Annotated in this window: 21 protein-coding genes and 1 tRNA gene; 17 read left to right on the forward strand and 5 right to left on the reverse strand. The window is 62.7% G+C overall.

What is annotated here, in order from left to right; translation table 11 throughout:
• Positions 1 to 112: 112 nt before the first annotated feature.
• The gene (locus tag AAFM29_RS06840; protein ID WP_341712056.1) at positions 113 to 892 is read left to right on the forward strand and encodes a 3'(2'),5'-bisphosphate nucleotidase CysQ; all 780 of its coding nucleotides are present in this window, start codon (positions 113 to 115) and stop codon (positions 890 to 892) included.
• 62 nt (positions 893 to 954) lie between these two features.
• Here the strand turns inward: AAFM29_RS06840 and AAFM29_RS06845 are convergent, their stop codons facing one another.
• Positions 955 to 1653, reverse strand: coding sequence for an OmpA family protein (locus tag AAFM29_RS06845; protein WP_341712057.1), 699 nt, complete (start codon positions 1651 to 1653; stop codon positions 955 to 957).
• Positions 1654 to 1839: 186 nt separating this feature from the next.
• Between AAFM29_RS06845 and AAFM29_RS06850 the strand changes: the two genes are divergently transcribed.
• The 5 genes from AAFM29_RS06850 (at position 1840) to AAFM29_RS06870 (ending at position 5879) form a co-directional block, all read left to right on the forward strand.
• The gene (locus AAFM29_RS06850) at positions 1840 to 3159 is read left to right on the forward strand and encodes a hemolysin family protein (RefSeq protein WP_341712058.1); all 1320 of its coding nucleotides are present in this window, start codon (positions 1840 to 1842) and stop codon (positions 3157 to 3159) included.
• A gap of 644 nt (positions 3160 to 3803) precedes the next feature.
• Positions 3804 to 4592, forward strand: a complete 789-nt coding sequence (locus AAFM29_RS06855; RefSeq protein ID WP_341712059.1) for a hypothetical protein — start codon at positions 3804 to 3806, stop codon at positions 4590 to 4592.
• 44 nt (positions 4593 to 4636) lie between these two features.
• Complete coding sequence (locus AAFM29_RS06860; RefSeq protein ID WP_341712060.1) at positions 4637 to 4909, forward strand: hypothetical protein; 273 nt, start codon at positions 4637 to 4639, stop codon at positions 4907 to 4909.
• On the forward strand, positions 4864 to 5193 hold the full coding sequence (locus AAFM29_RS06865) for a hypothetical protein (protein ID WP_341712061.1): 330 nt from the start codon (positions 4864 to 4866) through the stop codon (positions 5191 to 5193). Before AAFM29_RS06860 ends, AAFM29_RS06865 begins: the two co-directional genes overlap by 46 nt.
• Before the next feature lie 224 nt (positions 5194 to 5417).
• Positions 5418 to 5879 carry a hypothetical protein gene (locus tag AAFM29_RS06870; protein WP_341712062.1) on the forward strand — a complete coding sequence of 154 codons (462 nt, stop codon included), beginning with the start codon at positions 5418 to 5420 and terminating at the stop codon, positions 5877 to 5879.
• Positions 5880 to 6000: 121 nt separating this feature from the next.
• Here AAFM29_RS06870 and AAFM29_RS06875 read toward each other — a convergent pair whose 3' ends face one another.
• The gene (locus tag AAFM29_RS06875) at positions 6001 to 6207 is read right to left on the reverse strand and encodes a hypothetical protein (protein ID WP_341712063.1); all 207 of its coding nucleotides are present in this window, start codon (positions 6205 to 6207) and stop codon (positions 6001 to 6003) included.
• Positions 6208 to 6413: 206 nt separating this feature from the next.
• On the opposite strand from AAFM29_RS06875, the gene AAFM29_RS06880 reads away from it, so the two are divergent.
• Entirely contained in the window at positions 6414 to 6710 is a 297-nt protein-coding gene (locus tag AAFM29_RS06880; protein WP_341712064.1) for a hypothetical protein, read from the forward strand.
• 507 nt (positions 6711 to 7217) lie between these two features.
• Positions 7218 to 7907 carry a recombinase family protein gene (locus AAFM29_RS06885; protein WP_341712065.1) on the forward strand — a complete coding sequence of 230 codons (690 nt, stop codon included), beginning with the start codon at positions 7218 to 7220 and terminating at the stop codon, positions 7905 to 7907.
• 4 nt (positions 7908 to 7911) lie between these two features.
• Here AAFM29_RS06885 and AAFM29_RS06890 read toward each other — a convergent pair whose 3' ends face one another.
• From AAFM29_RS06890 to AAFM29_RS06900, 3 genes are all read right to left on the reverse strand, one after another.
• On the reverse strand, positions 7912 to 8838 hold the full coding sequence (locus AAFM29_RS06890) for an STM4504/CBY_0614 family protein (RefSeq protein WP_341712066.1): 927 nt from the start codon (positions 8836 to 8838) through the stop codon (positions 7912 to 7914).
• 84 nt (positions 8839 to 8922) lie between these two features.
• Positions 8923 to 10449 carry a tyrosine-type recombinase/integrase gene (locus AAFM29_RS06895; protein ID WP_341712067.1) on the reverse strand — a complete coding sequence of 509 codons (1527 nt, stop codon included), beginning with the start codon at positions 10447 to 10449 and terminating at the stop codon, positions 8923 to 8925.
• 80 nt (positions 10450 to 10529) lie between these two features.
• Positions 10530 to 10604: transfer RNA gene (locus AAFM29_RS06900), tRNA-Thr, on the reverse strand.
• Between the two features lie 112 nt (positions 10605 to 10716).
• Between AAFM29_RS06900 and AAFM29_RS06905 the strand changes: the two genes are divergently transcribed.
• The 9 genes from AAFM29_RS06905 to AAFM29_RS06945 all read left to right on the forward strand — a co-directional run.
• On the forward strand, positions 10717 to 10860 hold the full coding sequence (locus AAFM29_RS06905; RefSeq protein WP_341712068.1) for a hypothetical protein: 144 nt from the start codon (positions 10717 to 10719) through the stop codon (positions 10858 to 10860).
• Between the two features lie 37 nt (positions 10861 to 10897).
• Positions 10898 to 11584 carry a 2,3-diphosphoglycerate-dependent phosphoglycerate mutase gene (gene gpmA / locus AAFM29_RS06910; RefSeq protein WP_341712069.1) on the forward strand — a complete coding sequence of 229 codons (687 nt, stop codon included), beginning with the start codon at positions 10898 to 10900 and terminating at the stop codon, positions 11582 to 11584.
• Position 11585: 1 nt separating this feature from the next.
• Entirely contained in the window at positions 11586 to 12068 is a 483-nt protein-coding gene (gene purE, locus AAFM29_RS06915) for a 5-(carboxyamino)imidazole ribonucleotide mutase (protein WP_341712070.1), read from the forward strand.
• Complete coding sequence (locus AAFM29_RS06920) at positions 12068 to 13123, forward strand: 5-(carboxyamino)imidazole ribonucleotide synthase (RefSeq protein WP_341712071.1); 1056 nt, start codon at positions 12068 to 12070, stop codon at positions 13121 to 13123. Before purE ends, AAFM29_RS06920 begins: the two co-directional genes overlap by 1 nt.
• Before the next feature lie 16 nt (positions 13124 to 13139).
• Positions 13140 to 13619, forward strand: a complete 480-nt coding sequence (locus AAFM29_RS06925) for a dihydrofolate reductase (protein ID WP_341712080.1) — start codon at positions 13140 to 13142, stop codon at positions 13617 to 13619.
• A complete protein-coding gene (locus AAFM29_RS06930) occupies positions 13616 to 14797 on the forward strand; it encodes a dipeptidase (protein ID WP_341712072.1) in 1182 nt (393 codons plus the stop codon). The genes AAFM29_RS06925 and AAFM29_RS06930 overlap by 4 nt, the downstream gene beginning before the upstream one ends.
• Positions 14794 to 15720, forward strand: a complete 927-nt coding sequence (locus AAFM29_RS06935) for a bifunctional riboflavin kinase/FAD synthetase (RefSeq protein ID WP_341712073.1) — start codon at positions 14794 to 14796, stop codon at positions 15718 to 15720. The genes AAFM29_RS06930 and AAFM29_RS06935 overlap by 4 nt, the downstream gene beginning before the upstream one ends.
• The gene (locus AAFM29_RS06940) at positions 15717 to 16769 is read left to right on the forward strand and encodes a glycerophosphodiester phosphodiesterase family protein (protein ID WP_341712074.1); all 1053 of its coding nucleotides are present in this window, start codon (positions 15717 to 15719) and stop codon (positions 16767 to 16769) included. Before AAFM29_RS06935 ends, AAFM29_RS06940 begins: the two co-directional genes overlap by 4 nt.
• 41 nt (positions 16770 to 16810) lie before the next feature.
• A partial coding sequence (locus AAFM29_RS06945; protein WP_341712075.1) for a class I tRNA ligase family protein occupies positions 16811 to 17021 on the forward strand: 211 nt, incomplete at its 3' end.

Here is a 17021-nt window from a genome sequence, read left to right on the forward strand (position 1 = left end):
TTGTCCTTCGCGTATCGCGCGTCTGGTAGGGAAAGGGAGTCGCGCGCCGCATAAGCATGTCTGGGCCCGCTTGAAAAGTGCGTCGTTCGCGTGCAGGGCCCGCAGCCTTCCGATGATAGACAGCGCCCGCCTCGAATCGATCGTCTCCGAAGCGGGGCGGATCGCCCATAGCCTGTGGCCTGGAGCGGGCAATTCGCTGCGCAGTTGGGAGAAGTCGCCAAACAACCCCGTTTCTGAAGCGGACATCGCCGTCGACACCTTCCTCAAGCGCGAACTTGGTGCGCTGTTGCCGGCCGCCGGCTGGCTGAGCGAGGAAACGGCCGATGATCCCGCGCGGCTGGGGCGCGACCTGATCTGGCTGGTCGATCCGGTCGATGGGACACGCGATTTCATCAGGGGGCGCAGCGGCTGGGCGGTTTCAGTCGCCTTGATCAGTGCGGGTCGTCCCCTGATTGGCATCCTCTCGGCCCCGGCGCGCGGCGAGACATGGCAGGCCGTCGCGGGCCAGGGCGCGTGGCGCAACGGCCAGCGGCTGGTGGCTTCGACCCGTACGGCCTTCTCCGGCTCGCGGGTCCCCGCCGTATCCCTGCCAAAGACCGACAGCGACCTTGTCACTGTCGACCAGCCCAATTCGATCGCCCTGCGCATCGCCATGGTCGCCGCAGATGAGGCCGATCTTGTGGCTACCCTGCGTTGGGGCTTCGAATGGGATATCGCCGCTGCAGGCATGATCGCGCGGGAAGCCGGGGCAGCGGTGACCGACGCCTATGGCAACAAGCTCGATTATAACAAGCGCGATCCCCGCGCCTTCGGGGTGCTGGCCTGTGCGCCGCTGATCCACGACGCGGCGGTTGCCCGTCTTGCCCCCCGCGCCGCCGAACTGGGCGCCTAGATACCGAAAGCGGCCGACCTCGCGGCCGACCCCTTCGATCTCACGAATACTCGCGGTTGGCGTCAGTAGCCCTGCGAGCGTTGTGCGGCTTCGACATCCTGCTGGTCGAACGGGATGATCTTGATCTCGACGCGACGGTTGAGCGGTTCGTTGACGCCGTCTCCCGTTTGCACCTTCAGCCGGGTTTCACCGAAGCCCATCCAGCGAATGCGTGAAGAACTGACCCCGCGGCTGATCAGGTAGTTGGCCACAGCCTGCGCGCGTTGCTCGGAAAGGCGCTGGTTGGTTTCTGCCGAGCCCGTCGTATCGGTGTGTCCGTATACGTCGACCAAGCTGTTGGGGTACTGGACCAGACTTGCCGCAACGCGGTCTAGCAGGTCGCGGAAACCGGGCGAAATGGTGTAGCTGCCGGTCGAGAAGGTTACGCCGTCGGGTAGGTTCACCAGAATCGCGTCACCGCCGTCGACTTCGGTAACGTCGACGCCTGAGCCGGCGGTCTGCTCCTTCAACTCCTTGATCTGCTGATCCATGCGATAGCCGACATAGCCGCCCGCTGCTGCACCGCCCACGGCGCCGACAATACGGCCGGTCTTGCCGCCGATCACGCCGCCAAGCAGACCACCGACGATCGCGCCACCCGCGCCGCCGAGTACTGTGCGAGAGACCTTTCGCTCGCCGGTATTGGGGTCGGTAACGCAGGCCGATACCGTCAATAGGGAAATGCTGGCGAGGCTTGCGGTCAGGATACGTGACTTCTTCATAGGGTCTTTCCTCTTTCTGCAGCGAGACTTTGCCATTCCCGGCCTTTTCTAGCCTGATTCTCATGGGATGCACCCGCTCGCATCACACGGGTACTAACCTTCCAAAGCCTAGCCCGTTCCTGAACGAGTCGCATATAAGTGTCGGTGGGCGCTGGCACGGCCATGCAATTGTGCTAGCGCAAGCCTGTGACACCCTTCCCGTGGACCGACCTGCTGATCATCGCCGGGCTGATCGTGCTCAACGGCGTATTTGCCATGAGCGAACTGGCGATCGTCTCTGCGCGAACCGCGCGGCTGCGTGCCGCGGCGCAAAAGGGCAATGGCGGTGCAAGGGTAGCGCTGGCGCTGGCGGCCGAGCCGGGCAAGTTCCTCTCGACCGTTCAGATCGGGATTACGCTGATCGGCATTATCGCCGGCGCCTATTCCGGCGCCAGCCTGGGTGCCCCTGTGGGCGAGCGGCTGGCGGCTTTGGGCTTCCCCGTGCGCTGGGCCGACCAGGCCGGCTTCGCTTCAGTGATCGCGGTCACCACTTACCTCAGCCTGGTAGTCGGCGAATTGGTGCCCAAGCAGGTGGCGCTGCGCGCAGCGGTGCCGATCGCCATGGTCATGGCGCGCCCCATGGCCGTGCTAGCCCGGGTGGCGGCCCCGCTGGTGTGGTTGCTCGACGTATCTTCGGGCGTACTGATCCGTTTGTTGGGCGTACGACCGGCGGGACACGGTTCGGTTACCGCAGAAGAGCTTCACATGCTCTTCGCCGAAGCAACGCGCACCGGGGTGATCGAGCATGAGCAGCACCAGATGCTTCAGGGCGTCGTCAGGCTGGCGCAGCGTCCCGTGCGTGAGCTGATGACTCCCCGCACGGAGATCGACTGGATCGACATTGCGGCCGATGAAGCCGCGGTCCGGGCGGCGATCGATGCCAGCCCGCACTCGCTGCTCCCTGTTGCCGAGGGATCACCAGACCGGATCCTGGGCGTCGTCAGGGTGCGTGAAATCCTCTCGCGAATGGTCGCGGGTGATGCGGTGGATGTCGCCGCGCTGATGAAGAAGCCCGAGGTGGTGCCCGACCAGCTCGATGCAGTCGATGCGCTGCGCGTGTTGCAGCAGGCCGAAGTGGCCATGGCCATGGTGCATGACGAATATGGTCATCTCGATGGGATCGTCACCCCGGTCGACCTGCTGACCGCACTGGTTGGCGATTTCGTGAGCGATCAGGACCCCGGTGATGCCCCGGGTATTGTCGAGCGCGAGGATGGTAGCCTGCTGGTGGCCGGATCGCTCTCGGCGGATGTGCTGGCCGACAAGCTTGGGCTCGAATACGGCGACGATCGCGAATTCGGGACGGCAGCAGGATATGCGCTGCATGTCCTCAAGCGCCTACCCATGGAAGGCGAGCATTTCCATGATCAAGGCTGGCGCTTCGAGGTGGTCGATATGGACGGCCGCAGGATCGACAAGCTGCTCGCGTCGCAAGAAGGCCCTGAGCGCGTCGCGGACGAGGCCTAGCCGTCAGGATCGCACCGTCCGGCTTTGGCGTGTTGCGGGATCGAAGGAAAATGGTGCTGCTGGGGAGGATTGAAAACTCGATCCCAGCCTAAAAAATGGCGGATTTCTGGGGTTTCTGCCCGCGCTAATGATGGCCTTTTGTACCTAGTCTTTGTACCTGAGACAAGGGGGGCATCCCCAAAAGGTGACCTTTAGTAGAGAAGGCCAAGGGTCTGACCGCTGAGGATGCCCTCACGCAGGCCCGTTGTGCCTTCATCCTACGCCACGGTCACTACGCCGATGGCACCGTCCACCAATGGACGCCGGAGACATCCCCAAAACACGACCTATAGCAACAACCTGAAAATCAGGTGCTGTGCGCTGTTCGGCGGGGGATCACCAACTACTGCCTTAAGCACCTTGAACCGGAATAGCCGAAGGGCAACCCAACCGACCGACTCAATGAGCTTCGCTCAGTGACGACCACGATGGGGGTAAGGGGGTAGTAGTACTACCCTAAGGGCTGTCCTTAGGACTGCCTCTAGGACCGACCTAGGACTGACATAGTAGGGATGAGATAGAAGGGTGAATAGCAGTACTGCTACTCAGTCCTACTACTCAGTACTTCCCCAGCCTCCACCATCATCACCTGACACCCTCAAGGGATGCCCCATGGCGGGGCTGTCCCTGCAAGGAGTCATCCCATCGCCAACCCCCACGCAACGCCCTACGCTTTCCCAGCGGGGAAGCACCCAGAGCTTGCCGAGTACCTCAACGAGAAGACCGAGTACGATCCAGCCAGTGGCTGTCTGCTCTGGGTTGGCCCCTTCAACAAGGAAGGCAGTGGTCGGGTATCAAAGCCCATCGCTACCAAGTTCGGCTCTTGGCAAGCCGCCCACCTTGCGTGGCGAGCGGGACACGGTCGAAAGCTGGAGAAGGGCACTAACCTCTACCGTCGCTGCGGCAACCCAAGGTGCGTCAATCCGCACCACCTCAAGGAAGCCGACAGCAATGATACTTGGCGCGATCCCGACCTAGGGCCGCCCAAGAGGCAAGGCAGTGTCGGTGCCCTCAAGCTGGGTAAGCGCATCCTGTGGGCGCAAGAGGTCTATCAGATCCAAACCTACCCGCTGCCCCGAGACCCGTCCTTGGGTCTCCCTTGGATGTTCAAAGGCCAGATCGATCGATGGTTCACCGACGAACCTCGCTGGGTCGACCTCAATCCTTCCCAGCTACGCAAGCTTGAGATCATCCGTGCTGTGCGCCGCTGCCCCATCCGAGCCACCCTCACCGTGCTGCCTTGCGGCTTCCGTCGCTACGACCTCCCAGCCGGTATCACCGAGATCGCATTCACCGAGCCGCCACCCCTCACCTACGAGGAGGCCTTTGGCTTGGTTGATGCCGATGAAGACCCAGAGACTGCCCCAGCGGCAGACTGGGCACTAGCCGCCTAGTCCGTCTTGGACACCACCCACCCCCAGATGAAAGTACCCTGACAATGTCAGACACCCTACCCGACAGCCTCCAGCCGACCGCAGCCGACATCGCCCATGACAAGGCACTGGCAGCGGAGGCCCAGAGCATCCTCGGCGAGATCGAGCGAGAGACCGGCCAGCGCGTCAAGGTCAACACCGAGAGCTACAACTCGGTCACCTTCGGCCCGATGGCAAGCCCGTGGCCCGCGTCCGCAATGGGGTCGCCCTACAGTCCCGCGAAGAGGAAGCCGTGGCCCGCGCTCAGGCAGCGGCCAATGGCGAGATTATCCAACTAGAGCGTAACCTCCAGACCTTGGTCGACCGCCGTGACCAGATCACCGGTTACGACACCGAGGGCAATCCCCGCTATGTCCACTCGGAAGCCCAGCGCACCCAGTACGACAAGCAGATAAGGCAGCTTCGCCTTGGCATTGTGAACCAGAAGCGACTCAACGAGCGCCGCTGGCGCAAGGCCGCTGCCCCCGCCGTGCGCCAAGCCCAAGATGACCGCGCTCGCCTTGCCGAGCTTACCAAGGAACTCGAGAGCAAGGGCCGCGTCCAGCGCGTTCCTGGCTGGTAATCACCATGCCCCGTCTCTCCACCATGGCGCTGGTTGCCATGGTCGCCATGCTCGCCCTGTCGCAGACGATCACCGCCCTTGCGGCCATCGCTGCCATAGCCCTGAGCTAGCACCAGTGCCGCAGTAGCTAGCGGCCCTGTCTCAATGCCCCCGCTGGTTTTCGTCATGGTCCTCCAGCGGGGGCTACCCCCTGCAAAGACCATGATCACCCAGATGAAAGGATCATGACCCCTACACCGAACACACCGGCCCGCGTGGGCCGAGAGCGGACCTGCACCCAGTGCGGCGCTACCTTCCGCTCACCACGCAAGCGCGACTACTGCTCCAATGCCTGCCGCATGAAGGCCAAGCGTGGGACCGTCCCTGAGGCTGCCCCTAGGGCTGGCCCAGCTGGCTTCACTGTCATCACCAAGGCGCTCATCGCCGTTGGCTATGTCGGCTCCATCGGCCCCATCTCCAGCCGCAGCAAGGACGCCCCTGCCTACGCCCTGACGGTCCCCTTCGAACACGCGCTGGACGAGCTGTCTTTCCAGTTCAACCGCAAGGGCTTGGGCTACGTCAGCCGCGAAGAGTTCACCGATGCGCTCAGGGCCGATGGTGTGGAGGACTTCCACGCTCGTTCGCCAGAGGCTGTTGACCTCAACCGCAGACAGACCCGCCGCCGTATGGAACGGCTCCGCGCCTGAGGCTCTTATTGGGTCGTTTCGACAGGGAAGGTACCTACACCCCACTTTGTCAAACACGACCCAATAAGCCCTGCTGAAACCCGCAGAAATGCGTGGGTGCGAGAGGCCACTTTTGCAGACCTTAGGTCTGCCCCTGAGCCTCCCCCACGGATGCCCCCAAGACCATGGAGAAACCATGACCTTCACCGAAGAAGAATCTCTCACCCTTGAACGGATCGAACGCGAGTTCATCGAGCGGCAGGCAAGCGATGCCCGCCTCCATGCCCTGATGACTGACCTGCACGGTGCCTTCAACGCTGCCCTCAAGATCGCCGATGGTGATGCCCATGGGTAAGTTCCCAGTGGCTGCCTACGCCAGCACGTTGCCTGCAGGACAGCGCGACCGCTTCGCCCTCATTGCGCTGCGCGCCCGTGATCCCTTCCAAGCCATCGCTGCCTTCAAGCGCCCGCATGGTCTTAGGCGCTCAACTTGTTGACTATCCCACCGTTCCACGCGCAATGATCACCATCGTATTTAGGTAGGGGGTCCTGGAAATGGCATTTACTCTTGGCGCAATCGTGGGCGGGACAATCGCCATTTATCTGCTCTACGCGCTCTGGGAATGGGCGCTGTTCAAGCGGGTGATGAATGACCCCCTTGCAGGGAAAGTCGCCTCTGTGGCATCCGCCTACGTCACTGGGTCAACTCTAGCTGGCTTCGGCGGCGCTGATGGCGGTCCCTACTATTGGGGCGCTTTTGCAGATTACCTCATTCCCGCGCTGATCGTCGGCGCATTGGCCGCAAAGAGGGGCTTCGATATGCGGGCAGAGGCATCGGCTTCGGCTGAGTAGACTGCCTCGCGTCTGAGAATATATGGCGCAAAAATCCGTGAAGGGATTGATAGATCGGATCGCGCCAGTTTCCCCCGTAGGGGGTGCCTTAGGCGGCAAAGGGGGAGGCCCGTCAATGCGGCGAGCCTCCTTCCCTCTTCACCCCGCTATGACCGCCGCCGCCAGTTCAGCGAGAACCCGACAGGCCCCAGCTTGAAGCACAGGCCATCCCACTTGGGGTAGTCCCGAGGGTCGACCCTCCCGACTGCCAGAGGGCTGTCCGAGGGATACGGGCTGAGGCTGGCTGGGTAAAAGACAACCGACATTCAATGCTCTCCTTTGCAGTGAGGCCTGCCAGTTATCGCGCAGTGAATCCCCGCGTAAGTACATGCGTACCAACAGGTACGGGCTTTGAGTCCAGCCGAGTCCGAACCGCGATGAAGCGAGTTGGCACCCCATTGCCGCTCTGCTGTCCATGCCATACACAACTGCCTAACGAACGTTACGCACTTTTGTACGGAGAGTGATATGTGCCGCGTGGTTGCCTACTACCGTGTCTCGACTGCCGAGCAGGGCCGCTCTGGGCTTGGCCTTGAGGCCCAGCGCCAATCCGTCCTGGCACTCTGTCAGAGCCGTGGCTGGGAGGTGATAGCCGAGCATACCGAAGTAGAGAGCGGGAGAGTCGATGACCGACCCCAACTGACCACTGCGCTCCACCGTGCCAAGGTGACCGGCTCCACTCTACTGGTGGCCAAGCTGGACCGCCTCAGCCGCTCTGTTGCCTTCCTCTCTGCCCTGCAGGACAGCGGGGCCAAGTTCATCGCTGCGGACATGCCAGAGGCCAACGAACTCACAGTGCATATCATGGCAGCCGTAGCGCAGGCCGAACGGCAGGCGATAAGCAGACGCACCAAGGAAGCCCTCAGGGCAGCCAAAGCGGCAGGCCGCAAGCTGGGCAACCCCAACGGGGCGGACGCCCTGACGCGTGCCGGAAAGGGGAACCTAGCGGCGATAGCGAGGGTGAAGGCAGGGGCGGACGATCACGCTCGCGACCTTGCCCCAATCATTGCCGACATTCAGGCCCACGGGGCTGCCTCACTGGGGGCCATCGCGGCTGAACTCAATGCCCGCCACATTCAGACCCGCAGGGGTGGCCAGTGGCATCCGTCTAGCGTTCGCAATATTCTCGCTCGGATATCCTCAACCGGCACGGTCTGATTTTTTACTTTGCGGCCTCAGCGATGAAGACGATCTTGCTTGCGGCAAGATGCAAGGCGTAGGCAGCAACATAGCTTGGGACGTTCTTAGGCGATGCCCCTTGGCCGTGGGACGCGTCGTTATCGCGGATTTTTGGAAGGCCACTTTGGAGCGTTGCCACCAGCTGGTCAAAGCTCGCATCAAGGTAGTCCGGCCAAAGCTTTCTCTCGCGGGCTACTTTGACGAGATCTGAAATGCGTGCGCCCTTGTTGTAAGCCCATCCCTTCTGGTCAAAGATGGCCTTGAAGGTGCTTTCGACTGCATTGGCTGCCATCCCTACAGCTTGCCGGTGTTCCCCTTCCCGATAATGCTTGTGGGCGGATAGGAACTCCTGCCTTGGGCCTTCAAAGCCCTTCCCAGACAACAGGGTCAATGCTGGCTTCACAACCTCGGCATGTAAATATTCGCTGTCCACCCGCATCAGGCGAGCTTCCTCTATTTGGTAGCCTACCCCCGCTTGGCGGAGACGGTAATTAAGCTCTTCGCGTGCCTGACCTGCATCCTGTTTGACTTGCCAAGTTTCTCGCCAGTACTCGTTCTTTTTTCCGGCAATCATCAAACCCACCGCGATGAGGTCAAGAAGGTCCAACCATTCTTCCGTTGAACAGGCGCGCATGAATTGAAGAATCCGTTCACCCGCGAAGTCCCCATTGGCTACGCCATCACGACCCCTCTCACGCAGGTAGATTCGTTCCATTTCAGCCCAGAGGTCATTGTCCTCTTTTCCGCCCCAATGGCCTGAGTATTCGCCAACACGACCAAGCGCCTCAAGTGCAATCTGATGCACCTGTACGCGAAGCGGCATAGGGATACTGTCGTACTGATAAGTATCGGCATCGCCTGATTTCTCAGCATCAGCCTGTCGCTTTGAAAATAGATCGAAGATACCCACTGCTTACTCCCCTTTGAGACCAAATATAAGGGGCGGCATTAGTCAGGCAAAGGGTGTCTCTGAAAATCTTTCAACAAGTTCTTACTATTGGACGTTCAGCTGGGGCAACTTCTCCACCTCCGCCCTTAGGGCATCCATTGGCCATTCCCCATAGGCCTGCCCTTCGGTCTTCGGTGCGTGCCCCTGAATGGCATCCCTCGCCTCAGCATCCATCCCGACGCGGCGCGCTAGCGTCTTGAAGCGATGCCTCCAGCCGTGGTTCGGGGATTGCACCTCGGTCACGCCCAAGCCGCGCACCCACTTGGCCAGCTTCGACCCTATCTGAGTGTGAAGGGGATGGCTCTGCGATCCCTTCCTGACGCCCTCTGGGTCGTAGAAGAGGGGGGTGGTATCGCTTGCCTTGGCCAGCTTGGTGATGCCCTGTTCGATCAGGTGAGAGTGGATCGGCACTGAGCGAGCCTTGCGGGTCTTCACTGAGCCAGCCTCTGGCGTGATGTGGAACACCCAGACCCCATCGACCTGCCGAATGTCCATCGCCCGCAGCTGGGTGATCTCATTCACCCGCGCGCCAGTGTAGGCACATATCCACGGCACCCAGCGGCGAGCGCGAGCGTGGTGGGCGCTTAGGCCTTCCGGCTGCTCCCCTAGGGCCGCCCTGAGGATCGTCTCTGCTTCACCATCCGAGATATCCCTGCGGCGCGTCTGGACTTCCTTGGGGCCAAAGACCTCGAGCCGCTCCATTGGGTTGCTGTTCAGCCTCCCCCTGTCGTGACCGACCTTGAAGACGCGGGCGAGGGCTGCCCTGTAAGTCGCCCCAATGGTGCGAGTAGAAAGCCCCTCGGCCAACAGTGCATCAAACCAAGCGTGGGCATCCGAGCGGGTCACCTTTGTGGCATCGTCATGGCCGAGATGATCGACGAATGACCGTATCGCCTTGCGCCACTTCTTGGTTGTGTGCGCCGCCATTGTCCCAGTCTTCGCGTAGTCTTCGAAGAGTTCGGTGAGGGACACCCCAGCGGCTTTCGCTGGGGCGGGATCGAACGCGGGCAGGGTCTCCTCCAGCGTGTCGCGTCCGTAGTCCCCTTGTGCCCGCCGTTCCATAAGATCGCAGAGCGATAGCCAGAGGTCGCCCATCTCCTGCAACAGCGCCTCAGCAGAGCCAGTGCTCAACTGGAGGCCTCTGTCGCTCAACAGGCGGTCCCGCTCTTCGGTCAGCCAAGCCGTGGGATTGATCCGCCCCTCTTCCCGTTCAACGGGGTCACTCGGCTCAAGCTCTTGGCGGGTGAACCACCAATCCTCAGGCTTGCCAGGGTCATCCTCAAAGCGGGCCACTTGGGCTTTGTACCACTCGGCAGCGAGGGCGCGGCCCTGCCGCTTCGAGAGACTGACAGGGGTCTGAGTGGCCATCGCCCTGAGCAATTCAATGCGCCCTTCGATGGGGGTCAGCCATGCCGCAAGCTCGGCTTTTGCCTGACCTGCCGAGAGGTCAGCTGCCCAAGTCTTCTTCTCTTCACGCTTGCCGTAGGCACTACGCACATCGGCAGGAATCGCCTTGCGAGCTGCCCAAAGTCCGGTCTCAGTGCGCTTCAGCGCGACCATTGCGATCCTCACTTTTGTACCACCCCTTTGTACCTGAGGCGGTCAGAAGTCCTTGGAAATGCGCCAATATGCTGAGATTTCAAGGGAAATAATGGTGCTGCTGGGGAGGATTGAACTCCCGGCCTCACCCTTACCAAGGGTGCGCTCTACCACTGAGCTACAGCAGCACGGATCCTCCGCGAGACGCTCGCGGGGTGGAGGCGCGCGCTATTGGCAGGACCGGCGCGAATGTCAACCTGCAGCTTGCGGTGCGGGGCGATTTTGGCGAAAGCTTGCGCGATGTCCGCTGCAAACGAACCGATGAGCCGAGAAGAGCGGCTTGCTGCGAAACTCCGTGAGAATTTGCGCCGCCGCAAGGAGCAGGGGCGGGAAATGCGCGAATCGCAAGCGACAAGCCTTCCCAAGGGCGATGAGGGCGGCTAACGCGCCTTGCTCCTAGAGGAATTACGGGAGCCTCCGATTGTCCAAGCTTGTCCTTGTCCGCCACGGCCAGAGCGAATGGAACCTCGCCAATCGTTTTACCGGCTGGTGGGACGTCGACCTGACGACGCAGGGTGAAGCCGAGGCGCGCGCCGCCGGTGACCTGTTGGGAGAAAAGGGCGTGCTGCCGACGGTGGCCTTCACCTCGCTGCAGACCCGGGCGATCAAGACGCTCCATTTCGCGCTCGAGGGCTGTGGACGCCTGTGGATCCCGGAAACCAAGGATTGGCGCCTCAACGAGCGTCACTATGGCGGGCTGACCGGCCTCGACAAGCAACAGACGCGCGAACGCCACGGCGATGAGCAGGTGCATATATGGCGGCGCAGCTTCGACGTCCCGCCGCCCGAGCTCGAACCCGGCAGCGAGTTCGACCTGTCGACCGACCCGCGCTACGCCGGGATCGATGTTCCGCGCACTGAAAGCCTCAAGCTCACGATCGAACGCGTGCTGCCCTATTGGGAAGACGCGATCCTGCCGCAGCTTGGCAAGGGTGAGACGGTGATCATCTCCGCTCACGGCAATTCGCTGCGCGCCCTGGTCAAGCACCTCTCGGGCATTTCCGATGAAGAGATCACCGGGCTCGAAATCCCCACTGGCCAGCCGATCGTCTATGAATTCGACGGCACGCGGGTGGCGGGCGAACGCTATTACCTGAAGGACGCGTGATATGGCTGCAAAGGTTGCCATCGTCATGGGAAGCCAGTCGGACTGGGAGACCATGGCTTGCGCTGCGGAGGTCCTCGACGAGCTGGGTGTCGATACCGACGTCAGGATCGTTTCGGCGCATCGCACGCCCGATCGCATGTATGACTTCGCCAAGGGTGCGGCCGATGCCGGTATCGAGGTGATCATTGCCGGGGCCGGTGGCGCGGCGCACCTGCCGGGCATGATTGCGGCGCTGACCCATGTTCCGGTTCTGGGTGTGCCGGTCCAGTCCAAGGCGCTGTCGGGGCAGGACAGCTTGCTGTCGATTGTCCAGATGCCCGCCGGGGTGCCGGTCGGCACGCTGGCCATCGGCAAGCCGGGGGCGACCAATGCGGGCCTGCTCGCAGCGGCGATCCTCGCCAACCACGATACTGCGCTTTCGCAGCGGCTGCAGGAATGGCGTGCCGCGCGCAGCGCCGCAGTGACGGAGCGACCCGAAGGCTGATGCTCGCACGAGGGAGCACGATCGGCATATTGGGTGGCGGCCAGCTTGGCCGGATGATGGCGATTGCGGCGGCGCAGCTTGGATACCGCTGTATCGGCTATGCACCGCAGGGCGATACCGTTGCCGAGCAGGTGTGCGAGAGCTTCTTCGCCAATGCCTGGGACGATCAGGCAGCGCTGGCGGAATTCGCGGCGCAATGCGATGTGGTGACCTGGGAGTTCGAAAACGTCCCTGTAGCTACTGCCCGGGCCATCCCCGCCGACAAGATCTTTCCGCACCCGCGTGCGCTGGAGACCGCGCAAGACCGGCTCGCCGAAAAGCGGTTCGTCGAGGATCTTGGCGGAAGACCAGCTGCCTATGCGCGGGTCGACTCTACTGCTGAGCTTGAGGCAGCAGTCGATCGGCTGGGTGCGCCTGGCATCCTCAAGACGCGCCGCGATGGGTATGACGGCAAGGGCCAGTGGCGGATCATGTCCGCCCGCGATGCCGACGCCCTGCGCCTCCCCGATGTGCCTCTGATCTACGAAGGTTTCGTGGAGTTCGATGCCGAGTTCTCGGTCATCCTGGTGCGGGATCACAATGGCGAGATGCGTGTGTGGGATTCGCCGCGCAATACGCATGACGATGGCATACTCGCCACCTCGACGCTCCCGGCAGGCCCGGTCATCGAGGCGCAGGTGAGCGAGGCGCGCGGGCTGGCCGAAAAGGTCGCCAGCGCGCTCGACTATGTGGGAGTATTGACGCTTGAGTTCTTCGCCACGCGCGAAGGACCGATCTTCAACGAGATGGCGCCGCGGGTCCACAACTCGGGTCACTGGACGATCGAAGGTGCAGCGACGAGCCAGTTCGAGAACCACATTCGCGCTGTTGCCGGCCTTCCACTGGGCGACACCCATACCGTGGCCAGCAAGGTGGTAATGACCAATATCGTGGGCGACGATATTCTGGGTGCACAGCAGTGCCTCTCGCTACCCGACACGCACTTGCACGACTACGGCAAGGCCGAAGTGCGCGATGGACGCAAGATGGGCCACGTCACCCAGTTGGAGCGGTGAGGGGGATCGCGCACTGATGGGCCTGTTCCTGATCTATGCCCGCGCCGCCAATGGCAGCATCGGAAAGGACGGTGGCCTGCCCTGGCATCTTCCGGCCGACCTCAGGCATTTCAAGGCGCTCACTCTAGGCAAGCCGATGATCATGGGCCGCAAGACATTCGAGAGCCTTCCCGGCCTGCTTCCCGGCCGTCGCCACATCGTGCTGACCCGCAGCATCGGCTGGCAGGCTGAAGGCGCTGAGGTCGTCGGCACTATCGATGATGCGATCGAGCGCGCAGGCGGCGGCGATGCTGCGGTGATCGGGGGGGCGGCGGTCTTCGAGCTGTTCCTGCCGCATGCGGAGCGCATCGAACTCACACAGATTCATGCCGACTATCCCGGCGACACTTTCATGGGTGAGCTCGGTCCCGAATGGACAATTGCCGCGCGCGAAGATCATGATGCACAGGGTGAGGCGCCTGCCCACAGTTTCCTGACGCTTGAGCGAACACGATGAAACGCAAGATCCTGATCGGCCTGGGCGGCGTGTTACTCGCGGCAATCTTCGGCTTCTTCCTGTTCGCGCCCGGCATGATCGAGCGCGACATGAACAAGATCGACGGACAACCGCTGATCGAGGTTTCGGACGAGGCGGAGGCGTTGCATGCGACGCTCGAGATCGTCGATTTGCACTCGGACACGTTGCTGTGGAAGCGCGACCTGCTCGAGCGCTCGGATCGCGGCCACATGGATCTTCCGCGCCTGCGCGAAGGCAATGTCGCGCTGCAGGTCTTCTCCAGCGTGACCAAGACGCCCAAAGGCCAGAACTACGATGCCAATGGCGCCGACACCGACAACATAACCCTGCTGGCCTTCGCCCAGCTCCAGCCGATGCGGACCTGGACCAGCCTGCTCGAACGTTCGCTGTGGCACGCGAAAAAGCTGGAAACAGCGATCGAGACCGCGCGCTTCGAGATGTACCAGGTCTGGACTCCGGCGGATGTCGACAGGCTGCTGAAAGCGCGGGAGGATGCGGTCAAGCCGGTCGGCGCGCTGTTCAGCGCAGAGGGCCTGCAAAGCCTCGAAGGCAATCTCGACAATCTCGACACGCTCTATGGTGCGGGGATGCGCATGGCGGGGCTGACGCATTTCTTCGACAACGACCTCGCCGGTTCGATGCACGGGCTGGAGAAGGGCGGGCTGACCGACAAGGGGCGCGAGGCGGTCCGGCGGATGGAGCGGATGGGCATGATCGTCGATATCGCGCATTGCAGCCACAAATGCGTCGCCGACATCCTCGCCATGGCACAGCGTCCGGTCGTATCGAGCCACGGCGGGGTGCAGGCGACATGCAAGGTCAACCGTAACCTCACCGACGAAGAGATCCGCGGTGTTGCCGCCACGGGCGGGGTGGTGGGGATCGGCTACTGGGACGCCGCCATCTGCGATACCAGCCCGCGCGCTGCGGCCAAGGCGATGAAGCATGTGCGCGATCTCGTGGGGATCGAACATGTGGCGCTTGGTAGCGACTATGACGGGGCGACGACGGTGCGCTTCGATGCATCGCAGCTGGTCCAGGTGACGCAGGCGCTGATTGACGAAGGCTTCTCGCCCGAAGAGATCCGCGCGGCGATGGGCGGCAATGCACTGCGGGTGATCCGCGCGGGGCTGGTGCCGCAAGGGACGCCGCAATGAGGTTCCTCGATCACCGCGATCCCCTGCCGGAGAGCCTGCGCGGCGCGATCGTCGCGCTGGGCAATTTCGATGGTTTCCACCTGGGCCACCAGGCGGTGGCGGGCGAAGCGATCCGCTGGGCCCGCGCCGAGGGTCGCCCGGCGATCATCGCCACCTTCGATCCCCACCCGGTGCGCCACTTCAAGCCCGATGCCGCACCATTCCGCCTGACGACGCTCGAACAGCGGCAGGAACTCTACCTCGCCGCCGGGGCCACCGCGATGCTGGTGTTCCATTTCGACGGCGAACTGGCGGGCACCACGGCGGAGGATTTCGTCAAGCGCCTGCTCGCCGAACACCTCGGCGTGGCGGGCGTGGTGACAGGTGAGGACTTCACCTTCGGCAAGGCGCGCGGCGGCAATTTCGAGAAGCTGGTCGAGCTCGGCCGCGAGGTCGGGATCGAAGCACGCGCTGTCGCCCCGGTCATGGACGGCGGTCAGCCTGTCTCGTCCAGCCGTGTGCGCGACGCTCTCGTCGCGGGCGATCCGCAGGAAGCGGCGCGGCTGCTTACCCGACCCTTCGCCATCCGCGGGGTGGTCCAGCACGGCGACAAGCGCGGGCGCGAAATTGGCTATCGAACCGCCAACCTTCCGGTCGAACATTATCTGCGTCCCCGATATGGGATCTATGCGGTGACCGGCCGGATCCTCGCCACCGGCCAGGTACTCAAGGGCGCAGCCAATATCGGCGTGCGGCCGCAGTTCGACCCGCCCAAGGAGCTGCTCGAACCCTATTTCTTCGACTTCTCCGGCAATCTCTACGGGCAGGAGATCGAGGTCGCCTTCCATCACTTCCTGCGCGGCGAAGCGAAGTTCGATTCGCTCGATGCGCTGATCGAACAGATGGCGCGCGACTGCGACAGGGCGAGAGAGCTGCTTGCATGAAGAAATGGCTGTTGCGCCTCGCCACCGCGGCGGCGGTGGGGTTCCTCGCGCTGACCGTGCTCAATGCCAGCTGGCTGGCACCGCAGCCCAAGGGCGCGGTCAAGCTGATCGCTCACCGCGCGCTGTATCAGCAATATGACAAGTCGGGGCTAGGGCGGGACGATTGCACCGCCACGCGAATTGAACCACCGATCCACGACTATCTGGAGAACACGGTCCCCTCGATCGCGCGCGCGGCCAAGCTCGGCGCAACCATGATCGAGCTCGACATCGCGCCGACGAAGGACGGCAGGATTGCCGTCTTCCACGATTGGACGGTCGATTGCCGAACCAATGGCACCGGCAACACGCGCGATTTCACCCTCGCCGAGCTCAAGGCGCTCGACGCAGGGTATGGCTACACTGCCGATGGCGGGAAGACCTTCCCCTTCCGTGGTAAGGGCGTCGGGGCGATCCCATCGTTGGAAGAAGCGCTGGCGGCGGCGGGCCGTGCGCGAATCCTGTTCAATTTCAAGAGCAAGGATCAGGAAGAGGCAGACCTTCTGTTCGCGGCTCTCACAGCGGCAGGTCGCAATCTGGGCCCGCGCGGCGATGCCTTCTATGGCGGCCAGGGTCCGGTCGACCGCATGCGCGAACTCGCGCCCGATGCGTGGGCGTTCAGTATCGAGGAGGGCAAGGCTTGCACCAAGGCCTATCTCGCGCTCGGCTGGAGCGGATATTTCCCCGAGGCATGCGCGAACGGCACGGTCTTCGTTCCGCTCAACTACCAGTGGGCTTTTTGGGGCTGGCCCAACCGCATGATTGCCAGGATGGAGGAGCATGGAGCGCGGATCATCGTGCTTGGGCCGCAGGGTGAAGGGCGACCGCGCGGGCTCGACCTGCCCGAACAGCTTGGCGAGATTCCCAATACCTTCAACGGCTATGCCATGGTCGATGACGGGTTCGCGGTGATCCCCGCCCTGATCCAGCGCTTTGACGATCGCAGCCAGGAAGAGATCGACGCGGTCTATCGTGGGCTGGAAGCTCGCCGGGTGCGGCGCGGCGATTGACGCTTTAAAGCCGACGCCAAATCCCCTAACGGCTCGCCTCTATGTCAGAACAGCGCGACTACAGAGACACGGTCTTCCTGCCGAAGACCGATTTCCCCATGAAGGCCGGCCTCCCGCAGAAGGAGCCGACGATTGCTGCGCGCTGGCAGGACGAGAAGCTCTACGAAGCGCTGCGCGCAGCGCGCAAGGGGCGCGAGAAGTTCATCTTCCACGATGGCCCGCCCTACGCCAATGGCGACATGCACATCGGCC

Origin of the sequence: Erythrobacter sp., from assembly GCF_038133525.1 — a bacterium.
Lineage (GTDB): Bacteria > Pseudomonadota > Alphaproteobacteria > Sphingomonadales > Sphingomonadaceae > Qipengyuania.